18 protein-coding genes are annotated in these 22,440 nt (G+C 62.1%); 3 read left to right on the forward strand and 15 right to left on the reverse strand.

The features are described 5' to 3' along the window. Window positions 1-2: 2 nt before the first annotated feature. The 5 genes from ACVDHI_RS07555 to ACVDHI_RS07575 form a co-directional block, all read right to left on the reverse strand. Window positions 3-965, reverse strand: a complete 963-nt coding sequence (locus tag ACVDHI_RS07555; RefSeq protein ID WP_270821180.1) for an ABC transporter permease — start codon at window positions 963-965, stop codon at window positions 3-5. Continuing rightward, window positions 962-2,488: an ABC transporter substrate-binding protein gene (locus ACVDHI_RS07560; RefSeq protein ID WP_324061948.1), complete on the reverse strand. Its 1,527-nt coding sequence runs from the start codon at window positions 2,486-2,488 to the stop codon at window positions 962-964. The genes ACVDHI_RS07555 and ACVDHI_RS07560 overlap by 4 nt, the downstream gene beginning before the upstream one ends. 195 nt (window positions 2,489-2,683) lie before the next feature. Further along, the gene (locus ACVDHI_RS07565) at window positions 2,684-3,346 is read right to left on the reverse strand and encodes a glutathione S-transferase family protein (RefSeq protein WP_039038751.1); all 663 of its coding nucleotides are present in this window, start codon (window positions 3,344-3,346) and stop codon (window positions 2,684-2,686) included. Window positions 3,347-3,377: 31 nt separating this feature from the next. Then, the gene (locus ACVDHI_RS07570) at window positions 3,378-3,986 is read right to left on the reverse strand and encodes a glutathione S-transferase family protein (protein WP_223956550.1); all 609 of its coding nucleotides are present in this window, start codon (window positions 3,984-3,986) and stop codon (window positions 3,378-3,380) included. A 120-nt stretch (window positions 3,987-4,106) separates the two neighbouring features. Next, complete coding sequence (locus ACVDHI_RS07575) at window positions 4,107-4,562, reverse strand: hypothetical protein (protein WP_323891055.1); 456 nt, start codon at window positions 4,560-4,562, stop codon at window positions 4,107-4,109. A gap of 200 nt (window positions 4,563-4,762) precedes the next feature. On the opposite strand from ACVDHI_RS07575, the gene suhB reads away from it, so the two are divergent. Beyond that, window positions 4,763-5,566 (forward strand): inositol-1-monophosphatase, encoded by an 804-nt coding sequence (gene suhB, locus ACVDHI_RS07580; protein WP_039038754.1) that lies wholly within the window; start codon window positions 4,763-4,765, stop codon window positions 5,564-5,566. Window positions 5,567-5,666: 100 nt separating this feature from the next. Here suhB and ACVDHI_RS07585 read toward each other — a convergent pair whose 3' ends face one another. Beyond that, window positions 5,667-6,542 carry a flagellar protein MotY gene (locus tag ACVDHI_RS07585; protein ID WP_039038755.1) on the reverse strand — a complete coding sequence of 292 codons (876 nt, stop codon included), beginning with the start codon at window positions 6,540-6,542 and terminating at the stop codon, window positions 5,667-5,669. A 68-nt stretch (window positions 6,543-6,610) separates the two neighbouring features. After that, complete coding sequence (locus tag ACVDHI_RS07590) at window positions 6,611-8,584, reverse strand: methyl-accepting chemotaxis protein (RefSeq protein WP_447211923.1); 1,974 nt, start codon at window positions 8,582-8,584, stop codon at window positions 6,611-6,613. Window positions 8,585-8,729: 145 nt separating this feature from the next. Between ACVDHI_RS07590 and rnt the strand changes: the two genes are divergently transcribed. Continuing rightward, the gene (rnt, locus tag ACVDHI_RS07595) at window positions 8,730-9,392 is read left to right on the forward strand and encodes a ribonuclease T (RefSeq protein ID WP_010675098.1); all 663 of its coding nucleotides are present in this window, start codon (window positions 8,730-8,732) and stop codon (window positions 9,390-9,392) included. A 226-nt stretch (window positions 9,393-9,618) separates the two neighbouring features. Next, complete coding sequence (locus ACVDHI_RS07600; protein WP_039038758.1) at window positions 9,619-10,941, forward strand: Na+/H+ antiporter family protein; 1,323 nt, start codon at window positions 9,619-9,621, stop codon at window positions 10,939-10,941. Between the two features lie 63 nt (window positions 10,942-11,004). On the opposite strand, the gene ACVDHI_RS07605 is transcribed toward ACVDHI_RS07600, so the two are convergent. The 8 genes from ACVDHI_RS07605 to ydiJ all read right to left on the reverse strand — a co-directional run bounded on the left by ACVDHI_RS07605 (window position 11,005) and on the right by ydiJ (window position 22,359). After that, window positions 11,005-12,198 (reverse strand): MFS transporter, encoded by a 1,194-nt coding sequence (locus ACVDHI_RS07605; protein WP_039038817.1) that lies wholly within the window; start codon window positions 12,196-12,198, stop codon window positions 11,005-11,007. Between the two features lie 104 nt (window positions 12,199-12,302). Continuing rightward, the gene (locus ACVDHI_RS07610) at window positions 12,303-13,208 is read right to left on the reverse strand and encodes a LysR family transcriptional regulator (protein ID WP_042882841.1); all 906 of its coding nucleotides are present in this window, start codon (window positions 13,206-13,208) and stop codon (window positions 12,303-12,305) included. A gap of 208 nt (window positions 13,209-13,416) precedes the next feature. Further along, entirely contained in the window at window positions 13,417-15,333 is a 1,917-nt protein-coding gene (locus ACVDHI_RS07615; protein WP_447211924.1) for a putative bifunctional diguanylate cyclase/phosphodiesterase, read from the reverse strand. A 1-nt stretch (window position 15,334) separates the two neighbouring features. Continuing rightward, window positions 15,335-15,817: a molybdopterin-binding oxidoreductase gene (locus tag ACVDHI_RS07620; protein WP_010675103.1), complete on the reverse strand. Its 483-nt coding sequence runs from the start codon at window positions 15,815-15,817 to the stop codon at window positions 15,335-15,337. A 330-nt stretch (window positions 15,818-16,147) separates the two neighbouring features. Further along, window positions 16,148-18,046 (reverse strand): DEAD/DEAH box helicase, encoded by a 1,899-nt coding sequence (locus ACVDHI_RS07625; RefSeq protein ID WP_029314717.1) that lies wholly within the window; start codon window positions 18,044-18,046, stop codon window positions 16,148-16,150. A gap of 180 nt (window positions 18,047-18,226) precedes the next feature. Beyond that, window positions 18,227-18,688, reverse strand: a complete 462-nt coding sequence (locus tag ACVDHI_RS07630; protein ID WP_039038762.1) for a hotdog fold thioesterase — start codon at window positions 18,686-18,688, stop codon at window positions 18,227-18,229. 126 nt (window positions 18,689-18,814) lie between these two features. Then, on the reverse strand, window positions 18,815-19,303 hold the full coding sequence (locus tag ACVDHI_RS07635; RefSeq protein ID WP_041214998.1) for a hypothetical protein: 489 nt from the start codon (window positions 19,301-19,303) through the stop codon (window positions 18,815-18,817). Further along, window positions 19,303-22,359 (reverse strand): D-2-hydroxyglutarate dehydrogenase YdiJ, encoded by a 3,057-nt coding sequence (gene ydiJ, locus ACVDHI_RS07640; RefSeq protein ID WP_447211925.1) that lies wholly within the window; start codon window positions 22,357-22,359, stop codon window positions 19,303-19,305. Before ydiJ ends, ACVDHI_RS07635 begins: the two co-directional genes overlap by 1 nt. Between the last annotated feature and the right edge of the window lie 81 nt (window positions 22,360-22,440).

A 22,440-nucleotide genomic window follows, 5' to 3' on the forward strand; every position in this document is an offset into this window, starting at 1 on the left:
GATCAGGACTCCTTGGGACCGCGGGGGTCAATGGCAAGACAAAGCAGATCGGTGAGGGTATTGAGCAGCACGAAGAGCACCGCCAGCACCAGCACTGTCCCCTGAACCATGGGGATGTCGCGCCAGAAGATGGCGTGCACCAGCGCATGGCCGATCCCGGGCCAGGCAAACAGGCTCTCGACCACCACGACCCCCTCGATGAGCAGCACCAGCTGCACGCTGGTGTAGGCGATGATGCTGACCCCGGTGTTGCGCAGACCGTGGCGCCAGAAAACCCGGGCCGGCGAAAGCCCCTTGGTGAGGGCAAATCGGTAATAACCGGACTGCACCACGGTGAGCACGCTTTCACGCACCACCCGAGAGAGCACGCCGGAGAGCCCCAATCCCAGGGTCAGGGCGGGCAGCAGCAGGTTGCTCCCCTCCCCGTGCCCTGCCGCACTGACCCAGCCCAGCTCCACCGAGAGCATCACCATGAGCACCAGGCCGAGCAAGAAGGGGGGCAACGCACGCATCAGCACGCTCCAGCCCAGGGTCAGGCGATCACACCATCCCCCCGGGCGCAGCGCACTCAGGCTGCCAAGCGGCAGCGCCACCACCAGCGCCAGCACCACGGAGGCGCTCGCGAGCGTCAGGGTGGCGCCCAGGTGATGACCCACGTCGGTGGCGACCGGTGCGCCCGTCACCAGGGAGCTGCCGAGATCCCCTTGCAGCAAGGCCCACAGCCAGTCGCCAAAACGGACAAGGGCCGAGCCGGCCAACCCCAGCTCGCTGCGCACCGCGTTGGCCGCCTCGGCGGTGACATAGTCATAGCCATAACGACCCGCCGCGATGCGAAAGGCGATGTCTCCGGGCAGGGACTGCACCATCAGAAAACAGAGTCCGGCCACCAGCAGGGCAACCACCAGCGCCTGCACCAGACGCTGACCCAGTATCCCCATGACGCGAGACAAGGGTGTCGCTGTCATCGTGCGCTCCATGTCAACTTGTCCAGGCCATAGCTGCGCTCCTGGGGATCGAGTTCAAATCCCTCCAGCCCCCGACTGACCGCCGCGCTCTGGCGGTACCAGGCGATGGGCAGGAGCGGCAACTCCTGTTGCAATGTCGTGGCTATCTCCCGGCGAGCCGCGGCGGCGTCTGTGGGCGACAAGGCTTGCGTGGCAAGGCGGGTCAGTGTTTGCGTCATAGCTGGGGAGTGCCAGTTCATCACCCCCCAGTCCGCACCGGCAGGGGCCAAGTCCCCCAGCAACGTGACCAGGGGATCCGGTACCAGAGCATAATTGCGGGCGTAGAGACCAAGCTGGAGGGAGCCGTCCTGATGGCCCGCCGGGATCTCGCTCGAGTTGCCCACCGCCACCTTGAGCTCCACCCCTACCGCCTGCCACTGCGCCTGCAGTGCCGTGGCAAGGAGCGGCAGCTCCGGACGGTCAGGGAAGGTACGCAGGGTCAGGGCGAAGCGCTCTTCCCCCTTGCGCAGCACACCGTCCTCCCCCGGCTGCCAGCCTGCCGCCGCGAAGGCCGCCCGGGCCGCCTTGACGTCATAGGCAAGCGGCGTCAACCCGAGCTGGTGCCACTCCCCCAGAGTGGGAGGAAAGAGCTGGGTTGCCGCCATCTCGGGATCCCGCAGCAGGGCGGCTGCCATACCACGACGATCGATGGCGAGACTCAGGGCACGGCGCACCACCGGATCGCTCAGACGAGGATCGGCGCCATTGAGCTTGAGCTGGATGGTCCGTGGCAGGGTGACCGAGGCGATGGAGACCCGTGACGCCTGCTGCAAGCGGCGGATGCTGACCGGATCCAGCCCCCAGGCGATGTCGGCCTGACCGCTCTCGGCCATCAGGGTGCGGCTCTCTGCGCGCCCCACCGTCAGGTAGCTGACCTCCTCGATCGCGGGCCTGGCCCCCTGCCAGCCGTCGAAACGCACAGTCTCTATCCGCTGGGGTTGTTGCAGGCGGGTGATGCGGTAGGGGCCAGAGCCTATCACCTGGGTTACCTCCCCCTTGGTATCGTAGGCGGCCTTCGCCAGGATCTGGGTGCTGGGGTGGGCCAGCACGGCGGGCAGGGAGGCGAAGGGTTCGCTCAGGGTGACCTTCAAGACGCCATCTCCAGATCCGATGGACGCAATAGGAGCGCTGATCATCACACCGGGCTTGCGCCAGGCCTGTTGCAGGGCAAAAGCGGCCTGCTCGGCGCTCACCTCGCTGCCATCGTGAAAACGGGCCCCGGGGCGCAACGTGAATCGCCACTGCAGACCGTCATCGCTACGCGACCACTCACTGGCAAGCCCGGGTTGCAGATTGCCTTTCCCATCGACATCCACCAGGGTCTCCGCCACCTGCATGCGAGTAAAGAAGACCCCGTTGCTGGCGGGGTCGACACTGTGGATCTCCCAAGGCCCCACCATGGCAAGCGGTTTGCCGTCGGCTGCAGTCGTTCCTGCCATCAGAGCCAGGGCGAACCACCCGGCTGCGGTGCATTTTTTTGTCATCCTTTCCATCCAAGCTTCATGTTCATCAACCAAAGAAATGGCGTTATAACATAACAATTAATCAGGAAGAATGACTTTTGATTTTTGATAAATGGCTTATTTGAAAGACAAAAAGCGACTGCGATGCAGATCGTCAAACAACGGGGAGTCAAAGGGGAATAAAAAAGATGGCCCGTCAGGGCCATCATGATGGTGTCAGCGAGTCACCATCTGCTGCGCCCGCTTGACCTGATCCTCGGGGCTCTCATTGCGCGGTGGAATGGTGATGCCCTTCTGGCAGGCGGGCCTGGCTTCCATGCGTGCCATCCAGGCCTGCAAATGCACCAACCCCTCGATGGAGATACCACTCCAGTCGTGGATGCGCACCCAGGGCCAGGTAGCGATGTCGGCGATGCTGTACTCGTCCGCCAGATACTCATGGTGTGCCAGATGACCGTCGAGCACCTCGAACAGGCGTCGCCCCTCCTTCTGGTAACGCTCGATGGCGGCCGGGATCTTCTCGGGGAAATAGCGATAGAAGACGTTGGCCTGCCCCATCATGGGACCGACGCCCCCCATCTGGAACATCAGCCACTGGATGGCCTGGGAGCGGCGCTTGGGATCCTGCGGCAGCAACTTGCCGGTTTTTTCCGCCAGATAGATAAGGATGGCGCCGGACTCGAACACCGCAAAGTCACCATTGTCCCGATCGACGATGGCCGGGATGCGGCCATTGGGGTTGATGGCCAGGAACTCGGGCTTCTTCTGCTCCATGGTCGCGAAATCAAGGGGAATGACCTTGTAGGGCAGCCCCAGCTCTTCGAGGGCGATCGACACCTTGAACCCGTTGGGCGTGGCGGCAGTGTACAACTCTATCATCTTGGACTCCTTGAACGTTCAGGGGAAAGGATCAGGCCTGGGCGCTGGACCGGGCACTCACCCGTTCATGCCAGTCCTGCAAATGGGGCAGTTCGGGGGTGATACGCAGGCCGACCACCTTGCCAAAATCAATGGTACAGAGGGCAAGAATGTCGGCGATGGTGAAGCGTTCCCCCGCAATATAGGGCACCTCGGCAAGACGGGCATCCAGCTTGTCAAACCAGATCTGAGCCTGTTGCTTGCACTCCTCCCCCCATTCGGGGAAGACCCGTTCCCGGTCTTTGTAAAAACCGGTGATATGACGAAACGCCATACCGGTCGGCAGCCAGAGGTTGAACTCGATGAAGCGACTCCACATCTCTATGGTGGCGCGCTCCAGCGCGGTGCTGCCAAACAGGTTCGGTTCGGGGTGGAGCTCTTCAAAATAGCGGCAGATGGCCAGGGTTTCACTCAGACAGGTTCCGTCATCGAGTTCCAGCACAGGAATGCGCCCGGCCGGGTTCTTGGTCAAAAAAGCGGGCGCCAGGTTTTCCCCCGCCCCCAGATCAACCTGTTGATATTCCATCTCGACCCCCTTCTCCGCCAGAAACATTCTGACCCGACGGGCATTGGGGGCTCGTCTCAGCTCATAAACCTTCATGTCACCTCCGTCGACGAACACACGGTGAGCCGCTGCGCAGGCCATAGCAAAGCGGCACAATGTCGGTCAGTTATGACAAATATTGTGCCCCTTGAACAGCCCGCATCGAGGGGGAGATGATTAGCTGCTCAGTACCCCTGGTTGGCGCTGGCGCAGCAAGATAAGACGGGAAAGCAGCGGGAAATAGGATTCAAACTTGCTTTGCAGCACCAGGCTGCAGGCAGGATCCGCCAGTTCGGCCTCATCCAGCAGAATACCGTTGGAGACGAAATAAAAATGCGGATCCCGGACATCCGGCCCCTGTGGAGGATGTTCATACTGTCGATGCACCAACAGGGGAAGCACCGGCAATCCCAGTGCACTGCCTCCTGCAGGCCAGAGCGGAGCAGGCCAGGCAGCGCCCTCTTCTTCCAGCAGCAGGATCGCCGCTTCATCCTTCGACGGTTGCCACTGCTGGGGCTGTGCCACCCGGACCTCGGTGACATAATCGCTCTCTTCGCTGGCGGCACGCAGTGCGGCCAACACACCCAGAGTCGTCGGCGACGACGGTTTCTGACTGATTAATGACAGATTCATGGCTCATATCCCTATGCTCACCACAGCCTGTTATCCGGCTGTCGCGATAAGACTAGTTGATTACAGGTCTTTATTGGAGCCGTCAGATCTGTCAGTCACCACCCTGACCGAATGAGGGCATAGCAGTTGCTATTCCCGAATATCTTGGTAAGATGTCGCGTCCTTTTATCCCCCGTTCTTTAACATCCAGTGGTGAACCTATGCATCCGATGCTGAATATCGCCGTGCGCGCTGCGCGCAACGCCGGTCAAGTAGTAGTAAAAGCCTTTTCTCAACCCGAGAACATCGAGGTTATCCAGAAAGGCAGCAATGACTTCGTGACCAACGTTGACCGTGACGCCGAAGCGGCCATCATTCACACCATCAAAAAATCTTACCCGGAACACAGCATCGTTGCTGAAGAGTCTGGCGAGATTGCCGGTACCAATCCGGACTACCAATGGATCATCGACCCACTGGATGGCACGACCAACCTGGTCAAAGGCATTCCGCACTTTGCCGTTTCCATCGCTCTGCGCGTCAAGGGCAAGACCGAACAAGCCGTTGTCTACGATCCCATCCGTGACGAGCTGTTCACTGCCACCCGCGGCAGCGGCGCCCAGCTGAACGGCTACCGCATCCGTGTCGGCAAGGCCAAAGAGCTCTCCGGCACCATCCTGGCCACCGGGTTCCCGTTCAAGCAGAAGCACCACATCGAACCCTACCTGAAGATGTTCCAGAGCATGTTCATCGAGTGCGCAGACATCCGTCGTGCTGGCTCCGCCGCGCTGGATCTCGCCTATGTGGCCGCTGGCCGCGTCGACGGTTTCTGGGAAATCGGCCTGAAACCCTGGGACACCGCCGCCGGTGAGCTGCTGGCCAAAGAAGCCGGCGCCATCGTCACCGACTTCGTCGGTGGTCACAACTACGAAAACTCCGGCAACATCGTGGTTGCCAACCCGCGCGTTCTTAAAGAGATGCTCGGCAAGATCCGTGAAAACCTGCCGGAATCCCTGGCCAAGTAATCCCGGATACCCGTGAAAAAAATGCCAGTCGGTTCACCGACTGGCATTTTTTATTCCTGACTACAGAGAAAATCCCGCCCTTCTCGATGACTCAACGGGATCAGATAGTGCCGTTGCGTCCCATGTTGATCACCACCCGGCGGTTCTTGGCTCGGCCAGCTTCCGTTTCGTTGGAGGCCACGTGCTGTTTCTCACCGTGCCCTTCCACCGAGATCTTGCCCTCCTCGATGCCGAGATCCACAAACACCTGCTTGATGGCATCCGCTCGCTTCTCGGAGAGCTTCTGGTTTGGCCAGCGGCCGCCATAGCTGTCGCTGTAGGCGTCGATCACCACCACATCGATGCTCTTGTCTGCCTTCACATAGTCACCGATCATCGCCAGCCGCCGCTTGGAGGCCGGTGACAACTGATCGCTGTTCTTGTCATAGGAGAGCACGCTGAAGGCGATGTCGTTGAAGCTGTAGGGCAGCAAACCACTCAGGCAGTCCATGAACGCCTGGTACTTGACCCTGAAATTGACCGACGAGAGCGATACCCGCACCGGCCTGTCCTGACGATACCAGTCGCGATACTGGAAAGTCGGCATACGCCCTCCTTCCAGCTCGTCCAGCATGGTCCAGGCGGTCTGCCCCGCCACCAGGCCGTCAAACTGCTGATAGAACTGCAACTGGCTGATCTGTCGCCCGGCCACCCCGGGACGCCAGCTGGGGGGCATGATCCCGAGGCTCACTGTCTGGGTACGCGCCTGGGGTCGCTGCCCCTTGAGCTCGAAATCCAGATTGATCTTGCGCCCGGCCCGGCTGACAAAGGCCCCGGTTCCCCAGCGGGGAATAGGATGCTCCAACCTGCACTCCACCTGGGTATCAGAGGTCAGGCGCCAGACGGATTGATCCAGACCGGCGCCAAATTCGGTCACGCCCGCCTGCAACTGCATACTCACTGATATGCTGATCAACCCCAACACCCAAGCATTCAACGGCTTGTCCTCCACACTATCTCGAATTATCTATCGGCAGCGGCAGGACAAGCTTTAGGTCAAAACGCTCAGTGGGGGGAAGAAGGGGCCATCAGCTTGAAGCTGGCGATGCGTCCCGCCAGATCCCGGGCCAGGGCATCCAGTTCGGCACTGTGTTGTTGCAGGGTATGGGAGTGCTGGCGATGGGCCTCATACACGTCACGGATGGTCATCACGTTTTGCTGGATGTCGTCGGTCACATAACGCTGCTCCTCGGTGGCGGTGGCCACCTGGGCCGTCATGTCGCTCACCTTGCGCACCTCGTTGACGATGTCGGTCAGCTCGCTCCCCGCCCGCTTGGCCTCCGTCACGCTAAGGCCGGCCTGTTCGGTGCCCGTGTGCATGGCAGCCACCGCCTCGTTGGCCCCCTGGCGCAAGCGGCCCAGCATCCGCTCTATGTCGTCCGCCGCCTGCTGGGTACGGGAGGCAAGCGCTCTCACCTCGTCGGCCACCACTGCAAAACCGCGCCCGGATTCACCAGCACGGGCCGCCTCGATGGCGGCATTGAGGGCCAGCAGGTTGGTTCTGTCCGAGATCTGCTTGATGAGGCTCAAGGCCTCGCCCACCGACTCGGTATCCTGATGCAGGCTGTCCACCAGTTGCTGGGTATCACTCAGGGTACCCGCCACCTGCTGGATAGTGTGGATGGTCTGATCCACCTCCTTGTCACCCTGCTTCGCCCGGCCGATGGCCTGCTGAGTCGCCTGGGAGGTCTGGGTTGCGTTGCGGGCAATCTCCGCGACAGTCGATGCCATCTCGGTGGCGGCAGTCGCCACCAGATCCACCTGCCCGCATCCCCTGACTACGCCGGCATTCACCTCGGCAATGACCTCGGCCGAGCTGGCGGCGCTGCGTATCAGCACGTCACAGGAGTGGCGCACAGCCAGCAGCAAACTCTCCAGGTGCCCGAGGAAATGGTTCAGATCCCGCGCCAGGGCCCCCAGCTCATCCCCGGATCGCCAGTCGACCCGCACGGTCAGGTCGTTCTCCTGTACCAAGCGCTTGAAGGTCTGGTGCAGGGCCATGAAGCCCAGATGCAGATCCCGCACCACCCGCCAGCAGACGAAGGTGGTCAGGACGATGCACAGCAACACGCCAGCCGCCCCCCACCAGAAGTCACTGGCACTCCCGACCCGCATCTGTTCAACCCGCTCGAAGAGCTGTTGATAAAGGCTGTCTTCTATCTCCTTGAGCAGGCCAATCTTGTCGGTACTCAAGGCAAACCAGGCCTCCGCATCGACACCAAAACCGCCGCTTGCCGCCTTGTCCAGGGCCAGTTTCTCCATGGCGGCCACCTTGACCACCACGGGTGAGGCGAGGCTGTCGTTCAGCAACTGACGCTGGGCGGGACTCGCCACCGCCTGGAAACGTTCGAGATAGGTGTTCTGGGCCGCCAGCAGGGAGATGAACTGCTGCAACAGCGCAGGCGTGAAGCTGTCACGGCCAAAGACGTTGCTGAGCGTCGCCCGCTCCAGTCCCGCACGCTCCTTGCTCTGCAGGAAGGCGGCGTAGGCATTCGTCTGCAAGGCGATGGTGGCATCCATGCTGTCGACGCTTATCTTGTCCACCACCGCCAGCAGGGCGGTCACGAGGCGGGTATAGAAGCCGACCTGTTCCGCCACCTCGACCCCCAGGGCGCTGACCCGCTCACGCATGGCGGTGAGTCCCGCCACTCCCTGCTGCACCTCGGTCAGCGCCAGCAAGGCAGGATCCTGATGAAAACGCTGCAACAGGCTGTCCACCACCTTGCGCTGGGCAGGCAGCGCATCGCGAAACTTGTTGCCGCCAGAGCCGAGGAAGCCGGCCGACATGCCGCGCTCCCGTTGCAGCTCATGGGCCAGCTGCGCCGCCTCCTTCACCACCGCCAGCGCGACCAGGGCGCCGCTCATCTCCTGTTCGACCCGATAACGTTCATAGACGTACCGGCCGGAGAAAAACAGCAGGGCCAACAGCGGCAGACAGACCACCAACATCATCTTGTGTGCCAATCCCAGCTTCTTCATCGTCCTCTCCCTCCATGGTTGACGTCGCCCATTATAAGCACAGGTGTTTCAAAATGGCCCTCTTGCCGTCCCATGGCGGCAGATAAGGGACAAGGGCACGCTTTTTTGCCATAATGCCGCCTCCTTTCACGCCGACCGAGATACCATGACCGACGCCGTTCACACCCTCAAGGGCCGTTTTCGCGGCTTTTACCCCGTCGTCATCGATGTTGAAACCGCCGGATTCAATGCCAAGACCGATGCCCTGCTGGAAATAGCCGCCCACACCCTCAAGATGGATGAGCAGGGCTGGCTCGTCCCTGACCAGATCTTCCATTTTCATGTCCAGCCCTTTGAGGGCGCCAATCTGGAGAAAGCGGCGCTGGAGTTCACCGGCATCGACCCCTTCAACCCGCTGCGGGGCGCGGTGGACGAGAAGGAAGCACTCACCGAGATCTTCAAGGGGGTGCGCAAGGGCATGAAGGAGCAGGATTGTGGTCGCGCCATCATAGTGGCCCACAACGCCACCTTCGACCACGGCTTCGTGATGGCCGCCGCCGAGCGGGCCGGCCTCAAGCGCAATCCGTTCCACCCCTTCGCCACCTTCGACACCGCCGCCCTCTCGGGTCTTGCCCTGGGGCAGACGGTGCTGGCCAAGGCCTGTCAGAGCGCCAATATCCCCTTTGACAACAAAGAGGCCCACTCGGCCCTCTACGACACCGAGCGCACCACAGAGCTCTTCTGCCACATCGTCAATCGCTGGAAGAGCCTGGGAGGCTGGCCTCTGGCCAACCCGGATGAAACGACGGACACCGAAGACGAGGGCTGAACACTCCCAGCCCCTGCCCAGACAGGCTGCCCATGGCAGCCTGTCTGCATGAGGGGACCTGTCTGGGCAAGGAAGAAGGGCCATTTTCCCGGTTCCCGTTCACCGCCAGCAGAAGATGCGTCCCTTGGCCGGGATCTGCCGATTTTTTTCTCGACATTTAGCCTGTTTTTCGCAAACTAGCTGGCTTTCATACGACTGACAGCAACACAATCCATAAGGAAATCAAATGAATCCTGTTGTTATCGCGGTGGCGCTGATGCTGGTGCTCAGCCTGCTGCGGATCAATGTGGTGGTCTCCCTCGCCATCGGTGCCATCGTGGGTGGCCTGCTCGGCGGACTCTCCCTCGAGCAGACCCTCAGCACCTTCACCGGCGGCCTGGGCGGCGGTGCAGAAATCGCCCTCTCCTACGCCATGCTGGGGGCTTTCGCGGTAGCCATCTCCCGCTCCGGCATCACCGATCTGCTGGCCCGCAAGGTCATCAACCAGCTCGGCAAGGATGCCAGCAGCACCCGCATTCTCTGGGTCAAGAGCCTGCTGCTCACCTCGGTGCTCGCGGTCTCCATCTCCTCCCAGAACCTGATCCCGGTGCACATCGCCTTCATTCCCATCCTGATCCCGCCGCTGCTGCATGTCATGGCCCAGATGCAGATCGACCGCCGTCAGGTGGCCTGCGTCATCACCTTCGGCCTGACCGCAACCTACATGCTGCTGCCGGTGGGCTTTGGCGGCATCTTCCTGAACAACATCCTGGCCAAGAATCTCGTCGACAACGGCGTACCGGTGGAATTCAGCCAACTGCCCCTGGCGATGGCCATCCCGGTATTCGGCATGTTCCTCGGCCTGCTCATCGCCGTCTTCTTCAGCTACCGCAAGCCTCGTCAGTATGATCTGGAGAAGATCCTGGCCGCCGAACCCGAGACGGTCGAGCTCAATCTCAACCACATCTGGGTCGCCCTGCTGGCCATCGCCGTGGCACTCGGCCTGCAACTGATGACCAACAGCATCGTGCTGGGGGCACTCGCAGGCTTCATCATCTTCACCTGCGGCGGCGTCATCAAATTCCGCGAGAGCCAGGATGCCTTCACCCAGGGTGTGCGCATGATGTCCCTCATCGGCTTCATCATGATCTCGGCCGCAGGCTTCGCCGCCGTCATGAAGGAGACCCACGGGGTGGAGAGTCTGGTGCAGTCCGTCTCCAGCATGATGGCCGGTCACAAGGGACTGGCGGCCTTCCTGATGCTGCTGGTGGGCCTGCTCATCACCATGGGGATCGGCTCCTCCTTCTCCACCGTGCCCATCATCGCCACCATCTATGTGCCCCTGTGCATCCACCTCGGCTTCTCGCCCATGGCGACCATCGCCCTGGTGGGCACCGCGGGCGCGCTGGGGGACGCGGGTTCCCCCGCCTCCGACTCGACGCTCGGCCCCACATCGGGCCTCAATGCCGACGGTCAGCACGACCACATCTGGGACAGCGTGGTGCCAACCTTCATCCACTACAACATCCCCCTGGTGATCTTCGGCTGGATTGCCGCCATGGTGCTCTGAGACCATCCCAAGCAGACAGACAAAAGGCGACCCCGAGGTCGCCTTTCTTGTCTTGCACATGCCTCAGATGGCCGGTTGCAGCCCCCGCCTGCCGGCCAGGGCGCAGAGACAGGCCACCAGGGCCAACCCCATGCCGGCTGCTCCCACCCCGAGCCAGTGTCCCTGTTGCCAGACCAGCATCCCCAGGCTGGAGCCGAGGGTTCCCCCCAGGAACATGCCGGTCATGAAGAGGGTATTGATGCGCCCCCTGGCCTCAGGTCTCAGACCATAGATGCGCTGCTGATGGGCGATGAGTGCGCTCTGCACTCCGAGATCCAGCAAGATGACCCCGCACGCCAGCCCGGCCAGAGAGAGCCACAGCTCGAAGCAGATCCAGGCAAGCACCACCAGCACGGCACCGGCCAATACCACTGGTCTGGCCCCCAACCGATCCGCCATCCGGCCTGCCAAAGGGGCCGCCACCACCCCAGCCACCCCGATGACGCCGAACAGACCCGCCATGTCGGCCCCCAACCCATAGGCAGGTTCGGCCAGGTAGAACGCCAGCACGGTCCAGAAGGCGCTGAAGGAGGCAAACAGCAAGGCCTGGGTCAGGGTCGCGCGGCGCAAGGCGGGCTCCTCGCGCCACAGACCGACCAGAGAATGAAGCAGACGGCCATAACCGAGGGGAGAGCGCGGCAATCCGGATGGTATCATCCTGGCCATCAGCAGGGCCCCCGACAGGGCCAGGGGAATGGCCAGCCAGAACATGGCGCGCCAACTGCCATAGGCGGTGACCAGACCGGCGACGGTGCGGCTGAGCAGTATTCCGGCCAGCAGGCCGCTCATCACGCTGCCGACCACGGCACCACGGCGGGCGGGATCTGCCAGGGTCGCCGCCACCGGAACTATCTGCTGGGCCGCCGTGGCCCCGATGCCGAGTAGGACGGAGGCCAGCATCAAGGTGGTGGCACTCGTGGCCGTGGCCGCCAGCAGGGAAGCCAGCGCGATCAATGCAAACTGCCCCGGAATCAGCCAGCGGCGCTCGAGCACATCGCCAAGCGGCACCAGCAAAAGCAGACCCATGGCATAGCCAAGCTGGGTCAGCATGGCGATCAATGGCATGCCCGAGTGCCCGGGAAAGTCCTGCGCCATCACCGCCAACATGGGCTGGTTGTAGTAGATGTTGGCAACTGCCAGGCCGCATGACAGGGCCATGGCGAAGAGCAGGGAGGGGCCGGGGGTTGCGGCCCCTCCGGCAGAAGGCGATGTACTCATGATCTTCTCCTCGTGGTAGAAGGGCTCCCGCCAGGACACGGGCCCCATGCGCACAGCCTACCCGGGGAGCGTCGCCACCAGTAGAGCGGTGGGGACCATAACAGTTATTCCGCTGGCGTATGCCCCACCCCGGGCAGGCCGGTCACGAATGCCAGAAAGGCGCTCGCCTTGGCACCAGGCTGGCGACCTGCCGGGAGCAGGGTCCAGAGCTCCTGCATGGGCAGTTGCCACTCGGGCAGCACCGCCACCACCTCGCCGCGGGCAAGCTCGGGGGCAAACATCCACTCCGAGGCGATACCGAGCCCCAGTCCTGCCAGCACGGCGGCGCGCATGCCTTCGGCCGCCGAGACCGTCAGCCTGCCTTCTCCGGAAACCACCTTCTCTTCGACGCCGCGGCGAAATCGCCACTGCTGCCCCACTCCGGGCCGTGGACTGTAAAGCACCAGATCATGCTGTTGCAGAGCCTGAGGGGTCTCAGGCTCTCCTTTGGCGGCCAGATAGGCCGGCGTCGCCAGCACCCGCATGTCGCTTCGGGCGAGGCAGCGGGCGACCAGCGACGAGTCGGCCTGTTTGCCGATCCGCAGAGCCACCTCGATGCCCGCCGAAATGAGATCCACATTGCCGTCATCCAGCAGGATCTCCAGATCCAGTCCCGGGTGAGCCGCCAGAAAACCGGCAAGATGGGGAATGATATGCAGGCGGGCGAAAGTGACGGGAGCGCTCACCCGCAGACGCCCGCTCAGGCCCGCCCGGCATTGCTGCACCATGGCATCAGCCTCGTTGACCTGGGCCAGGATCTCTCTCGCCCGCAGATAGTAGGCCTCTCCGGCCTCGGTGGGCGCCAGCCCCCGGGTCGAACGCAGCAACAGGCGGCTGCCAAGGTGCGCCTCAAGCTGGGCAATCAATCTGGAAACCGTGGGTTGCCCCATCCCCAGTCGGCGGGCCACCGCCGAAAACGAGCCGGTCTCCACCGCCAGCACGAACACCTCCATCACCCCCAAGCGATCCATTTATGGCTCCTCTGTTCTGTGGCACTGTTCGTGGCACAAGGTAGCACCGGGCCTGCCCTCTCGCACCCTCGTTCTGGCAGGAGGCACAAGAAAACCGCGTCATGAGCGCTCCTGCCATGGGAGAAAGGTGTCGGGATGAAATATCAACCAGGAACGATCGAACAGAGGGACTCGAAGACAAGGCTACAGGAGCTCGATTGCCCCAAGGCTAGCCCAGTGCCACTTCCTGAATGGCGGCACTGTGGGCGAAATAGCGGTGACAGAACTGCATGAACTCCGGCAGCGGCAAGGGACGCGAGTAGAAATAACCCTGGATCTCATCCACCCCTATGGTGAGCACCGCCTTGAGCTCATCGCTGTTTTCCACCCCTTCTGCCACGACACGCACCCCCAACTGATGAGAGAGGGTGGTGATGGTCTCGACGAAGAGCGCCTGCCGGGTGTCACTGTCGATCGCGGTGATAAAGGATCTGTCTATCTTGAGCTTGTCGAAATAGAGTTCACGCAGGTAAGAGAACGAGGACCAGCCGGTCCCGAAGTCATCGAGGGCCACCCGCACCCCTATCTGGCGCAGGGAGTGAATGATCTGCTTGCTCAGGGCGATGTCATCGAGGGCGATGGTTTCGGTCAGCTCCACTATCAACTGGTGCAATCCCAACGGACCATCACCCATCTTCTCTTCAATCTCCCTGGCCAACCCCATGTTGAACATGGAGTTGGAGAGGTTGATGGAGATCTCGAGCGGTGCTAGCGCCTCCTCCGGGAAGCCGGACAGATCGAGCTGCATGCGCCGGATGATCCAGCCCCCGAGCGCCTCGCCCAACCCGTTCTCTTCTGCCAGCGAGATGATGTCGAGGGGGGCAATAAAGCCATATTCCGGATGATGCCAGCGGATCAGCGCCTCGGCCCCCAGCCTCACCACACTCTGGCCGCGCACGATGGGCTGATAGTAAAGGGCCAGTTGCGGGCATTGCGGGCAGTGGATAAGCTCCCGCAGCTCGGTCGACAGCCGGCGTTTGCGCTGATAGTGCTGATACATGCTGCTGGAGAAGAGCACATTGCGATTCAGCCGCTTGCGCTTGGCGCTGTCGAGGGCGATATCGGCAAATAGCAGCATCTCTTCCGGTGAATGATCCGGTTTCACGTACTGGCTGGTGCCCATGAAGACCCGCACCCGGTGCGCCGGATCGGCGGCAAACACCAGATCCGCCAGCTCGCTGCGCAGTTGATCCAGAAACGGGAAGCGCAGATAGGTGGGCATGGTGCCGGTGATGATGAGGGTGAACTCGTCACTGCCGGTACGGGCAACGAAGATCCCCTGGCCAGAGGCGGCCTTGATCCGCGCCGCAAGCCGTTTGAGCAAGGCGTCCCCCACTTCGTAACCCAGACTGTCATTGACCTCCCTGAAATGCCCCAGATCCATGAGACAGACGGTGATGCTGCTGCGCCGACCGGGATGGCTGGTCCACTGCTGGAGGTGCTTGATGAGCGCCGCCCGGTTGGGGAGACGGGTGAGAGGGTCGTTCCACGCCAGAAAATGCTGGCGACGCACTTCGCGAAACAGCACCATCAACATCACCATGGTCGCCAGCATCAGAAATCCCAGGATGAAGAAGTTCTGGGTTTTCGACTCGTTGAGCAGCTCGCGCTGGGCGATGGCAGAGGGCCCAGTGAAATTTTTCACCATCACGTCCCGCACCCCGCGCATCTCCTCATCGAGCGCGGCCGTGAACATCTTGAGTGCGGGGGAATCCGGCTCCCCATGCACCACATCCTGCTCATAATGTTCGAAGAGAGCGAGGATCTTGCCGACCGCCTTGTCCGCACCGAATCGGGCCCTGACCGACTTTGCCTCCTCCCCGTGCAGGAAGACATCGAGCCGGTTCCAGGCAATGTCAAAGCGCTTGTTCATCTCCTTCCGGCTGGCGGCACCGGCACGATAGAGCTGCAAACCCTCCTCGAAGGCGTGGATCTCCAGCTCGAGCTGGGCCAGTGCCCAGGCGGAGAGCTGGGTGTAGCGCGTCACCGCATTGAACGCGCGGTCATAGTTCCAGACCGACCAGAGGGTCACCCCCAAAAAGGTGGTCACCATCAGGATCAGGCTCAAGAACTTGCCGCGCAGCATCTTATTTGCTCTCCAGCGCCGTCAGCTGCCACACCATTCGGCTGTGATAGAGCTCCTTGTTGAGTTCGGGATGGTCGGTGAGGGGATAAATGACCCAGAGCGGCCCCTTGTTGCGCAGAGTCAGCGCCTTGCCATCCTGCTTCTCGGCCACCAGCACCGGGTACTTCTCCCCGTCTTCCAGCGGCAGTGCGGCCCAGTATTCATTGACCGCGAGGGCCTTAACCTCCTGGCTCTTGAGACCGTAGATCCTGACAAGGTCCCGCAGCAACACCCCGCGATAGAGGTGCTCCCCCTCGGTCCAGGGCGTCCCCGTCTTAACCTCCGTCTGCGGCAAGGCCTCAAACTCGGTACGGGTCAGCACCACCTCCCCCTTGCCATTGCAGCACCCCGCCCCCGCAATTCTGAAGAAGGGCTCCTCCGCCAACACCATACCCGACACGAGCCATCCAGATATCAGCAACACCTTGCCAAGCCACTTGCCCATCACGCACCTCCCTGTCATACGGTTTATTTATTCATCTCACTCTGCTGACTCATATGCAAACAACAGAATGCACCTTCAGACCAAAGTCGCAGTCGTTTGCAACCAGCAACTATCTCTGCGCCTTCCAAAAGTACCCAATCGCTTCCCAAAGAATGACACCAGGCGCCACCCCCAGGCAAATGGATTGCACCATTTTTCTTTTCACTGGCTCCTCATAAAACCGGGTGCCCACCACGGCCGGAAAAGGTGACAATCTTCGCTAGGCATCTGAAAAACAGACACAAAAAAGGCCGCTCCATGGAGCGGCCTTCTCATCAGTGCAGTCAGGGTTTAGCTGTCGCGGCGCTTGTTGCCACCGAATTTGCGACCCTTGTCGAAACCGCCTTCACGGCGATCCTTGTTGAAGGGACGATCCCCCTGGGGACGGCGATCCTTGTTGAAAGGACGGTCGCCACGGAACGGACGATCACCACGGGGCGGACGGGGAGCAGTGTTGCCGCCGGCCGGCACTTCGGTGTAACGGGTGATCTGCAGCGGACGCTGGCAGACACGGGCCTTCTTGATCACTTCCAGCACCTCGGCGCTCATGCCCTTGGGCAGATCGACGGTGGAGAAGTCATCGGCGATGTCGATGTTGCCGATGAAGCGGCTCTCAATGTTCGCTTCGTTGGCGATGGCACCCACGATCTGGCCCGGCTTGACGCCGTGATGGGCGCCCACGTCGACACGGTAACGCTCCATCTCCACGTCCGGGTTGTCTTTCAGCGGACGCGGCTCCAGGGACGGCATGCGACGGGCCGGACGATCGCCACGGTCACCGAAGTCACGACCGCCACGGTCGTTGAACTCACGACGCTCGAAGCCACCGCGATCGTTACCAGCGTTGAACACCGGATCCGGAATGGAGTCATCCAGCAGCAGCGGTTGATCGCCCTGTACCAGCTTGGCCAGTGCGGCAGCCAGCTCCAGCGGATCGGCAGAATCTTCTTCGATCAGCTCGTTCACCAGGTTGTGGTAGATCTCGAGCTCTTCACCCATCATGGTTTCGCGGATGCGCTCCTTGAACTTGGCCAGACGGTGCTGGTTGATGTCCTCGGTGCTCGGCATCTTCATCGGCTCGATGGCTTGACGAGTTGCGTGCTCGATGGCGCGCAGCATGCGACGCTCGCGCGGTGCCACGAACAGGATGGCTTCACCCTTGCGACCGGCACGGCCGGTACGGCCGATACGGTGAACGTAGGATTCGGTGTCGTAGGGAATGTCGTAGTTCACCACGTGGGTGATGCGCTCAACGTCCAGACCACGGGCAACCACGTCGGTGGCGATCAGGATATCCAGCTGGCCCTGACGCAGCTTGTCAACGGTACGCTCACGCAGTTTCTGCGGGATGTCACCGTGCAGCGCTTCACAGGCGTGACCACGGGCGGCCAGCTTGCCAGCCAGCTCTTCGGCGGCGTTCTTGGTACGCACGAACACCAGCAGGGCTTCGTAGGATTCCACTTCCAGCAGACGGGTCATGGCGTCCAGCTTGTGCAGACCGGTCACCTGCCAGTAGCGCTGGCGAATGGTGGTGGCGGTCGCGGTCTTGGAGGCGATCTTGATCTCTTTGGGCTGCTTCAGGTGCTTCTGGGCCACGCGACGGATCTGCTCCGGCATGGTGGCGGAGAACAGGGCAACCTGACGACCGGCCGGGCACTGATCCATGATCCAGTCCACGTCGTCGATGAAGCCCATACGCAGCATTTCGTCCGCTTCGTCCAGCACCAGGGCTTTCAGACCGGAGAGGTCCAGGTTCTTGCGACGGATCAGGTCCATCACGCGGCCCGGGGTACCCACGACAACCTGGGCACCGCGACGCAGGGCGCGGGTCTGGGTTTCGTAGGAAGCGCCGCCGTAGATGGGCAGCACGTGGAAATCAGGCATGTGGTGGGCATAGCGTTGGCATGCCTCAGCCACCTGCAGGGCCAGCTCGCGGGTCGGGGCCAGCACCAGGATCTGGGTGTTGCGGTTACCAGCTTCCAGACGAGACAACAGAGGCAAGGCAAAAGCAGCGGTCTTCCCTGTACCGGTTTGTGCCTGCCCCAGCAGATCGTGTCCCGCCATCAGGTGGGGAATTGCTGCGGCCTGGATGGGAGACGGGCGCTCATAGCCCACGTCCTGCAGCGCTTTCAATACGGGCGCGGCCAGTCCAAGCTCACTAAAAAGGGGCAGTTGTTCGGTATCAGACATAGATTCTTCCAGATTAAGGCAGGCGGCTAACACCGCGGAATAGCAAAAAGGCGGCGATTATAGCGCCACTTTGTTCTGCTGTCTTGAAAAATGTGATAGGTGTCTCAAGACGTTGGCAATTATAGAGGGATCTCGCGACTATGGCTTGCTTATTTTTCACTCATGATGCGTTATTGCCGATCACGCTTCGCCAGAGTCCTTGTCCCGCTTGTGCTTGAGCACCGCCATGGTCAATCGGCTGGTGCACAATAAACGACCACGTTCATCGCGAATCTCGATCTGCCACACCTGAGTCGTCGCCCCCAGATGCAGCGGCGCGCAGCGCCCCGTCACCACCCCTTCCCGCTTGGCCCGTAGGTGATTGGCATTGACCTCCAGCCCCACGCAATAACTCTCCTCCCCCACCGCCATGTTGGCCGCAAGCGATCCCAGCGTTTCCGCCAGCACCACGGAGGCGCCGCCGTGCAGCATGCCGAGTGGTTGATGGGTGCGGTGATCCACCGGCATGGTGGCCTCCAGCCAGTCGGGGCCAAAGGCGGTGTAGACGATGTCGAGGTGGGCCATCAGGGTGTTGCGGGAGCTGGCATTGAGCCCCTCCAGGCTCATGGGTTTGCGCCAGATGGGGCTGCTTTCTTGACTCATGGTGAGCGGACTCCTTGCGTGATCAACGGGTTATCGCTGCGCTGTAGCGGTAAGCCAGCAGTGTCGGCGAAAAAGGCGCAAAAAAAAAGATGCCCACGCCGGGGCATCTTGCATCGAGATTGACCCTCACCAGGGATAGGTCACCCCTGGCCACTCGGCCCAGGGGCCGTCCCGCCCCGGCAGACGCGGCTCGGACCAGCGCCATACCTTGCCGAGCCAGGCGCGCAGTTCGGCTTCGAGTTCGCTGTCCGTGAGAGGCGCCTCGACCACCTTCCAGAAGAAGAGCTCCACCTGCACCTCCGGCAGCACCGACGGATAGAGGTAAACCCCGCCCCAGAAGCGGGGCTCCCTGTCCGGGCTCCAGAGGCCATAGGCAAAGGAGCGCTTGGCCAGAAACTCGGAGTGCTGCCACTCCAAGTCGGCCTCGTGCTGACTCAGGCTGAAATGGGCGGAGGGCCACACATCGTCCGGGCGAAACAGCTGATGGAGCTGATCCCGCTCGCGCAGGATGGCGACAAACTCCACCACGGCCTGGGACGGTGTGGTGGGGAGCAACAGAAAATGCGGGTGCCGATAGGCCTTTGGCACCCGGAATCCCTTGGGAAAGTGGAGCATCAGAGCAGTTCCAGCAGGGCCTGCAGCGGGTGCTTGAGCTTCTCCCCCTCCATCCGCTTGACCTGGCTGCGGCACGAATAGCCGGTGGCCAGGCAGCGAGCCTTGGGCAGGCGTTCAAGAGGCTCGGCCCAGCTCAGACCGTAGATCCCCTTGGAGTTCTCCACCTGTTTGGCGTCGTGACCATAGGTGCCCGCCATGCCGCAGCAACCCACCGACACCGGCTGCAAACGCGCACCGAAGCGGCCGAACAGGGTGCTCCAGTCACCGTGGGTGGTGGGCTTGGCGGTCTTCTCGGTGCAGTGGGCAAACAGATACCAGGGGGCGGCGGCAGCCTCTCCCCGCAGCGGCAGCGCCTCGGCAGGCAGGGAGAGCAGCCACTCCTGGGGCAGCAGCACCTGGAAATCACCGCGGGCGGGGCCGAGCGCCTTCACGTACTCATCTCGATAGCAGAGCACCAGAGAGGGGTCGACCCCCACCATGGGGATGCCGAGAGCCGCCACCTTGTTGAGGAACTGGGCGCTGCTGGCAGCAGTGCGGGCGAAGGCGCGCAGGAATCCCTTCACGTGCTGAGGCTTGCCGTTGGGTTTGAACGGCAGCAGGTAGGGCTGATAGCCCAGCTTGCTGGCCAGCTTCACCAGGTCACGCACCACGGGGGCGTCGTAGTAGCTGGTGAAGGGATCCTGCACGATGAGCACCACTTTTTGGCGCTGCTCGGGGCTCATGGCCTCGAGGCCCGGCAGATCGAAATAGCGGGCGCGGTGATCCCGCAGCTCCTCGGCCAGGGTCGGCACGGAGAGCAGCGGCACATCCACCATGCCGATGCTCTTCTCGGTCGCCTTCTGGGCCCACTCTTTTTCGAGGAAGAAGTTGACCAGCTTGGGGGCCTTGGCCAACAGGGGCGCATAGCTTTCTACCGTGCCCACGAAATAATCCTTGGGGCCGCGCAGATAGCGGTTGTGATAGAGCTGCATGAAGCGGGCGCGGAAGGTGGGCACATCCACCTTGATGGGGCACTGGCTGGTGCATGCCTTGCACGCAAGGCACCCCTCCATCGCCTCCATCACCTCGTGGGAGAAGTCATACTCGCCCCGGGCGCGGGCCACCGTATTGCGGAACTTGTCGACGATCTGCTTGACGCGCAGACCGCCGCTTTGCAGCGCCACCTCTTCGGCAAGGGGATCGAAGCCCTGCTCCGACAACTGGCGCAGCCATTCACGCATCAGGCCAGCCCGCCCCTTGGGGGAGTGACGGCGGTCGCGGCTGATCTTGACCGAGGGGCACATGGGGGAGTCGGTCTCGAAGGTGAAGCAGAGACCGTTGCCGTTGCAATCGAGGGCCCGTGTATAGCTCTCGCGCACGGCAATCGGGATCTGGCGGTCGAACTTGCCGCGCTTGGGCCCGTCCACCGAGACAAGCGAAGCGCCGCTGCCATAAGGCATGCAGATCTTGCCCGGGTTGATGCGATTGGCCGGGTCAAATGCCCCCTTGACCCGTTGCAGCTCTTCCCACAGCTCGCCGAAGAAGGCGGGGCTGTATTCGGAGCGAAAGCCCTTGCCGTGCTCCCCCCACATCAGGCCGCCGTATTTGGCGGTGAGCGCCACCACCTGATCCGAGATGCGCCGCAGCAGCACCTCCTGCTCCGGATCGCACAAGTCCAGCGCCGGGCGCACGTGCAGCACCCCGGCATCGACGTGGCCGAACATACCGTAGTCAAGGCCGTGAGCGTCCAGCAGGGCGCGAAACTCCATGATGAAGTCCGCCAGGGATTCCGGCGGCACGGCGGTGTCTTCGGTGAAGGCCACCGGCTTTTTGCGCCCCTCGGCGTTGCCGAGCAGCCCCACCGACTTCTTGCGCATGCCATAGATGGTCTCGATGCTCGGCAGGTGGTCGCACACCTGATAGCCAATGACCCCGGCTTCACCACGCGCCAGCAGGCCGTCGATGCGCCGGCACAGCTCCGCCACCTTGGCCTTGTGTGCATCCTCGTCGGTGTCGGCAAACTCGACGATGTTGAGCCCCTGCAGATCCTTGCCCGGCACATCCTGGATGAGATCCTTCACCGAGTGCCAGATGATGTCGGCGCGGGCCAGTCCCAGCACCCGGGAATCCACCGTCTCCACCGACAGGGCGTGGGCCTGTACCATAAAGGGGGCGTTTCTGAGCGCGGAGGGGAAACTGTCGTACTTGACGTTGACGAGTGTGCGGTAGCGCGGGATGGGGGTGATGTTGAGGCGGGCTTCGGTGATGAAGCCCAAAGAGCCTTCCGAGCCGCACAGCACCCGGCTGACGTCCAGAGTGTCGGTATCGGGCTGATAGAGGTGCTTGAGATCGTAACCGGTCAGAAAGCGGTTGAGCTTGGGGAAGGTGGCTTCGATGTCGGCGCGCCGCTCGCGGCCGATGCGATAGAGGGTGCGATAGATCTCCCCTTCACGGGTCTTGAGGGCCAGCTTGTCCGCCAGACGCTGACCGGTCACCGGCTCGGTCGCCATGAGATCGCCGTTTTCCAGCACGGCCTTGAGGCCGAGCACATGATCCGAGGTCTTGCCGTACACCAAGGAGCCCTGCCCCGAGGCATCGGTGTTGACCATGCCCCCTAAGGTGGCCCGGTTGGAAGTGGAGAGATCCGGCGAGAAGAAGTAGCCGTGGGGCTTCAAAAAGGCGTTGAGCTGGTCTTTGACCACTCCTGCCTGGGCCCGCACCCAGCCCTCTTCCAGATTAATTTCCATGATCTGGTTCATATGGCGCGAGAGATCGACGATAATGCCGCCGCCCAAGGATTGGCCATTGGTGCCGGTACCGCCGCCGCGAGGGAAGAAACTCAAGGTTGCGTACTCGGGCCCCTGGGCCAGCTTGAGCATCACCGCTATGTCATCCGCGCTGCGCGGATAGAGAACCGCCTGAGGTACGACCTGATAGACGCTGTTATCCGTCGCCATCGCCAATCGGCTTGCATAAGACTTTTCGATATCACCACGAAATGCTGATCGCGCCAGCAACTCAAGAAACTGCAGGGTTGTAGGTGACAAACTGTCCTGGTAATCGAGTCTCGGGATCATGAATCCTTGTTCCCATCCTTTGCTTGATGCCGGCATTCCGGCGACAACGACCGTTCGGACCAGCCTCTTTGCGGGTGTCCG

This window comes from Aeromonas sp. 25-248 (assembly GCF_053005425.1).

Bases quoted from the DNA above. Each gene is read 5' to 3' on its own strand.
- ACVDHI_RS07555 (WP_270821180.1), bottom strand. From the start codon at position 965: ATGACAGCGACACCCTTGTCTCGCGTCATGGGGATACTGGGTCAGCGT.
- ACVDHI_RS07560 (WP_324061948.1), bottom strand. From the start codon at position 2,488: ATGACAAAAAAATGCACCGCAGCCGGGTGGTTCGCCCTGGCTCTGATG.
- ACVDHI_RS07565 (WP_039038751.1), bottom strand. From the start codon at position 3,346: ATGATAGAGTTGTACACTGCCGCCACGCCCAACGGGTTCAAGGTGTCG.
- ACVDHI_RS07570 (WP_223956550.1), bottom strand. From the start codon at position 3,986: ATGAAGGTTTATGAGCTGAGACGAGCCCCCAATGCCCGTCGGGTCAGA.
- ACVDHI_RS07575 (WP_323891055.1), bottom strand. From the start codon at position 4,562: ATGAATCTGTCATTAATCAGTCAGAAACCGTCGTCGCCGACGACTCTG.
- suhB (WP_039038754.1), top strand. From the start codon at position 4,763: ATGCATCCGATGCTGAATATCGCCGTGCGCGCTGCGCGCAACGCCGGT.
- ACVDHI_RS07590 (WP_447211923.1), bottom strand. From the start codon at position 8,584: ATGAAGAAGCTGGGATTGGCACACAAGATGATGTTGGTGGTCTGTCTG.
- rnt (WP_010675098.1), top strand. From the start codon at position 8,730: ATGACCGACGCCGTTCACACCCTCAAGGGCCGTTTTCGCGGCTTTTAC.
- ACVDHI_RS07600 (WP_039038758.1), top strand. From the start codon at position 9,619: ATGAATCCTGTTGTTATCGCGGTGGCGCTGATGCTGGTGCTCAGCCTG.
- ACVDHI_RS07605 (WP_039038817.1), bottom strand. From the start codon at position 12,198: ATGAGTACATCGCCTTCTGCCGGAGGGGCCGCAACCCCCGGCCCCTCC.
- ACVDHI_RS07610 (WP_042882841.1), bottom strand. From the start codon at position 13,208: ATGGATCGCTTGGGGGTGATGGAGGTGTTCGTGCTGGCGGTGGAGACC.
- ACVDHI_RS07615 (WP_447211924.1), bottom strand. From the start codon at position 15,333: ATGCTGCGCGGCAAGTTCTTGAGCCTGATCCTGATGGTGACCACCTTT.
- ACVDHI_RS07620 (WP_010675103.1), bottom strand. From the start codon at position 15,817: ATGGGCAAGTGGCTTGGCAAGGTGTTGCTGATATCTGGATGGCTCGTG.
- ACVDHI_RS07625 (WP_029314717.1), bottom strand. From the start codon at position 18,046: ATGTCTGATACCGAACAACTGCCCCTTTTTAGTGAGCTTGGACTGGCC.
- ACVDHI_RS07630 (WP_039038762.1), bottom strand. From the start codon at position 18,688: ATGAGTCAAGAAAGCAGCCCCATCTGGCGCAAACCCATGAGCCTGGAG.
- ACVDHI_RS07635 (WP_041214998.1), bottom strand. From the start codon at position 19,303: ATGCTCCACTTTCCCAAGGGATTCCGGGTGCCAAAGGCCTATCGGCAC.
- ydiJ (WP_447211925.1), bottom strand. From the start codon at position 22,359: ATGATCCCGAGACTCGATTACCAGGACAGTTTGTCACCTACAACCCTG.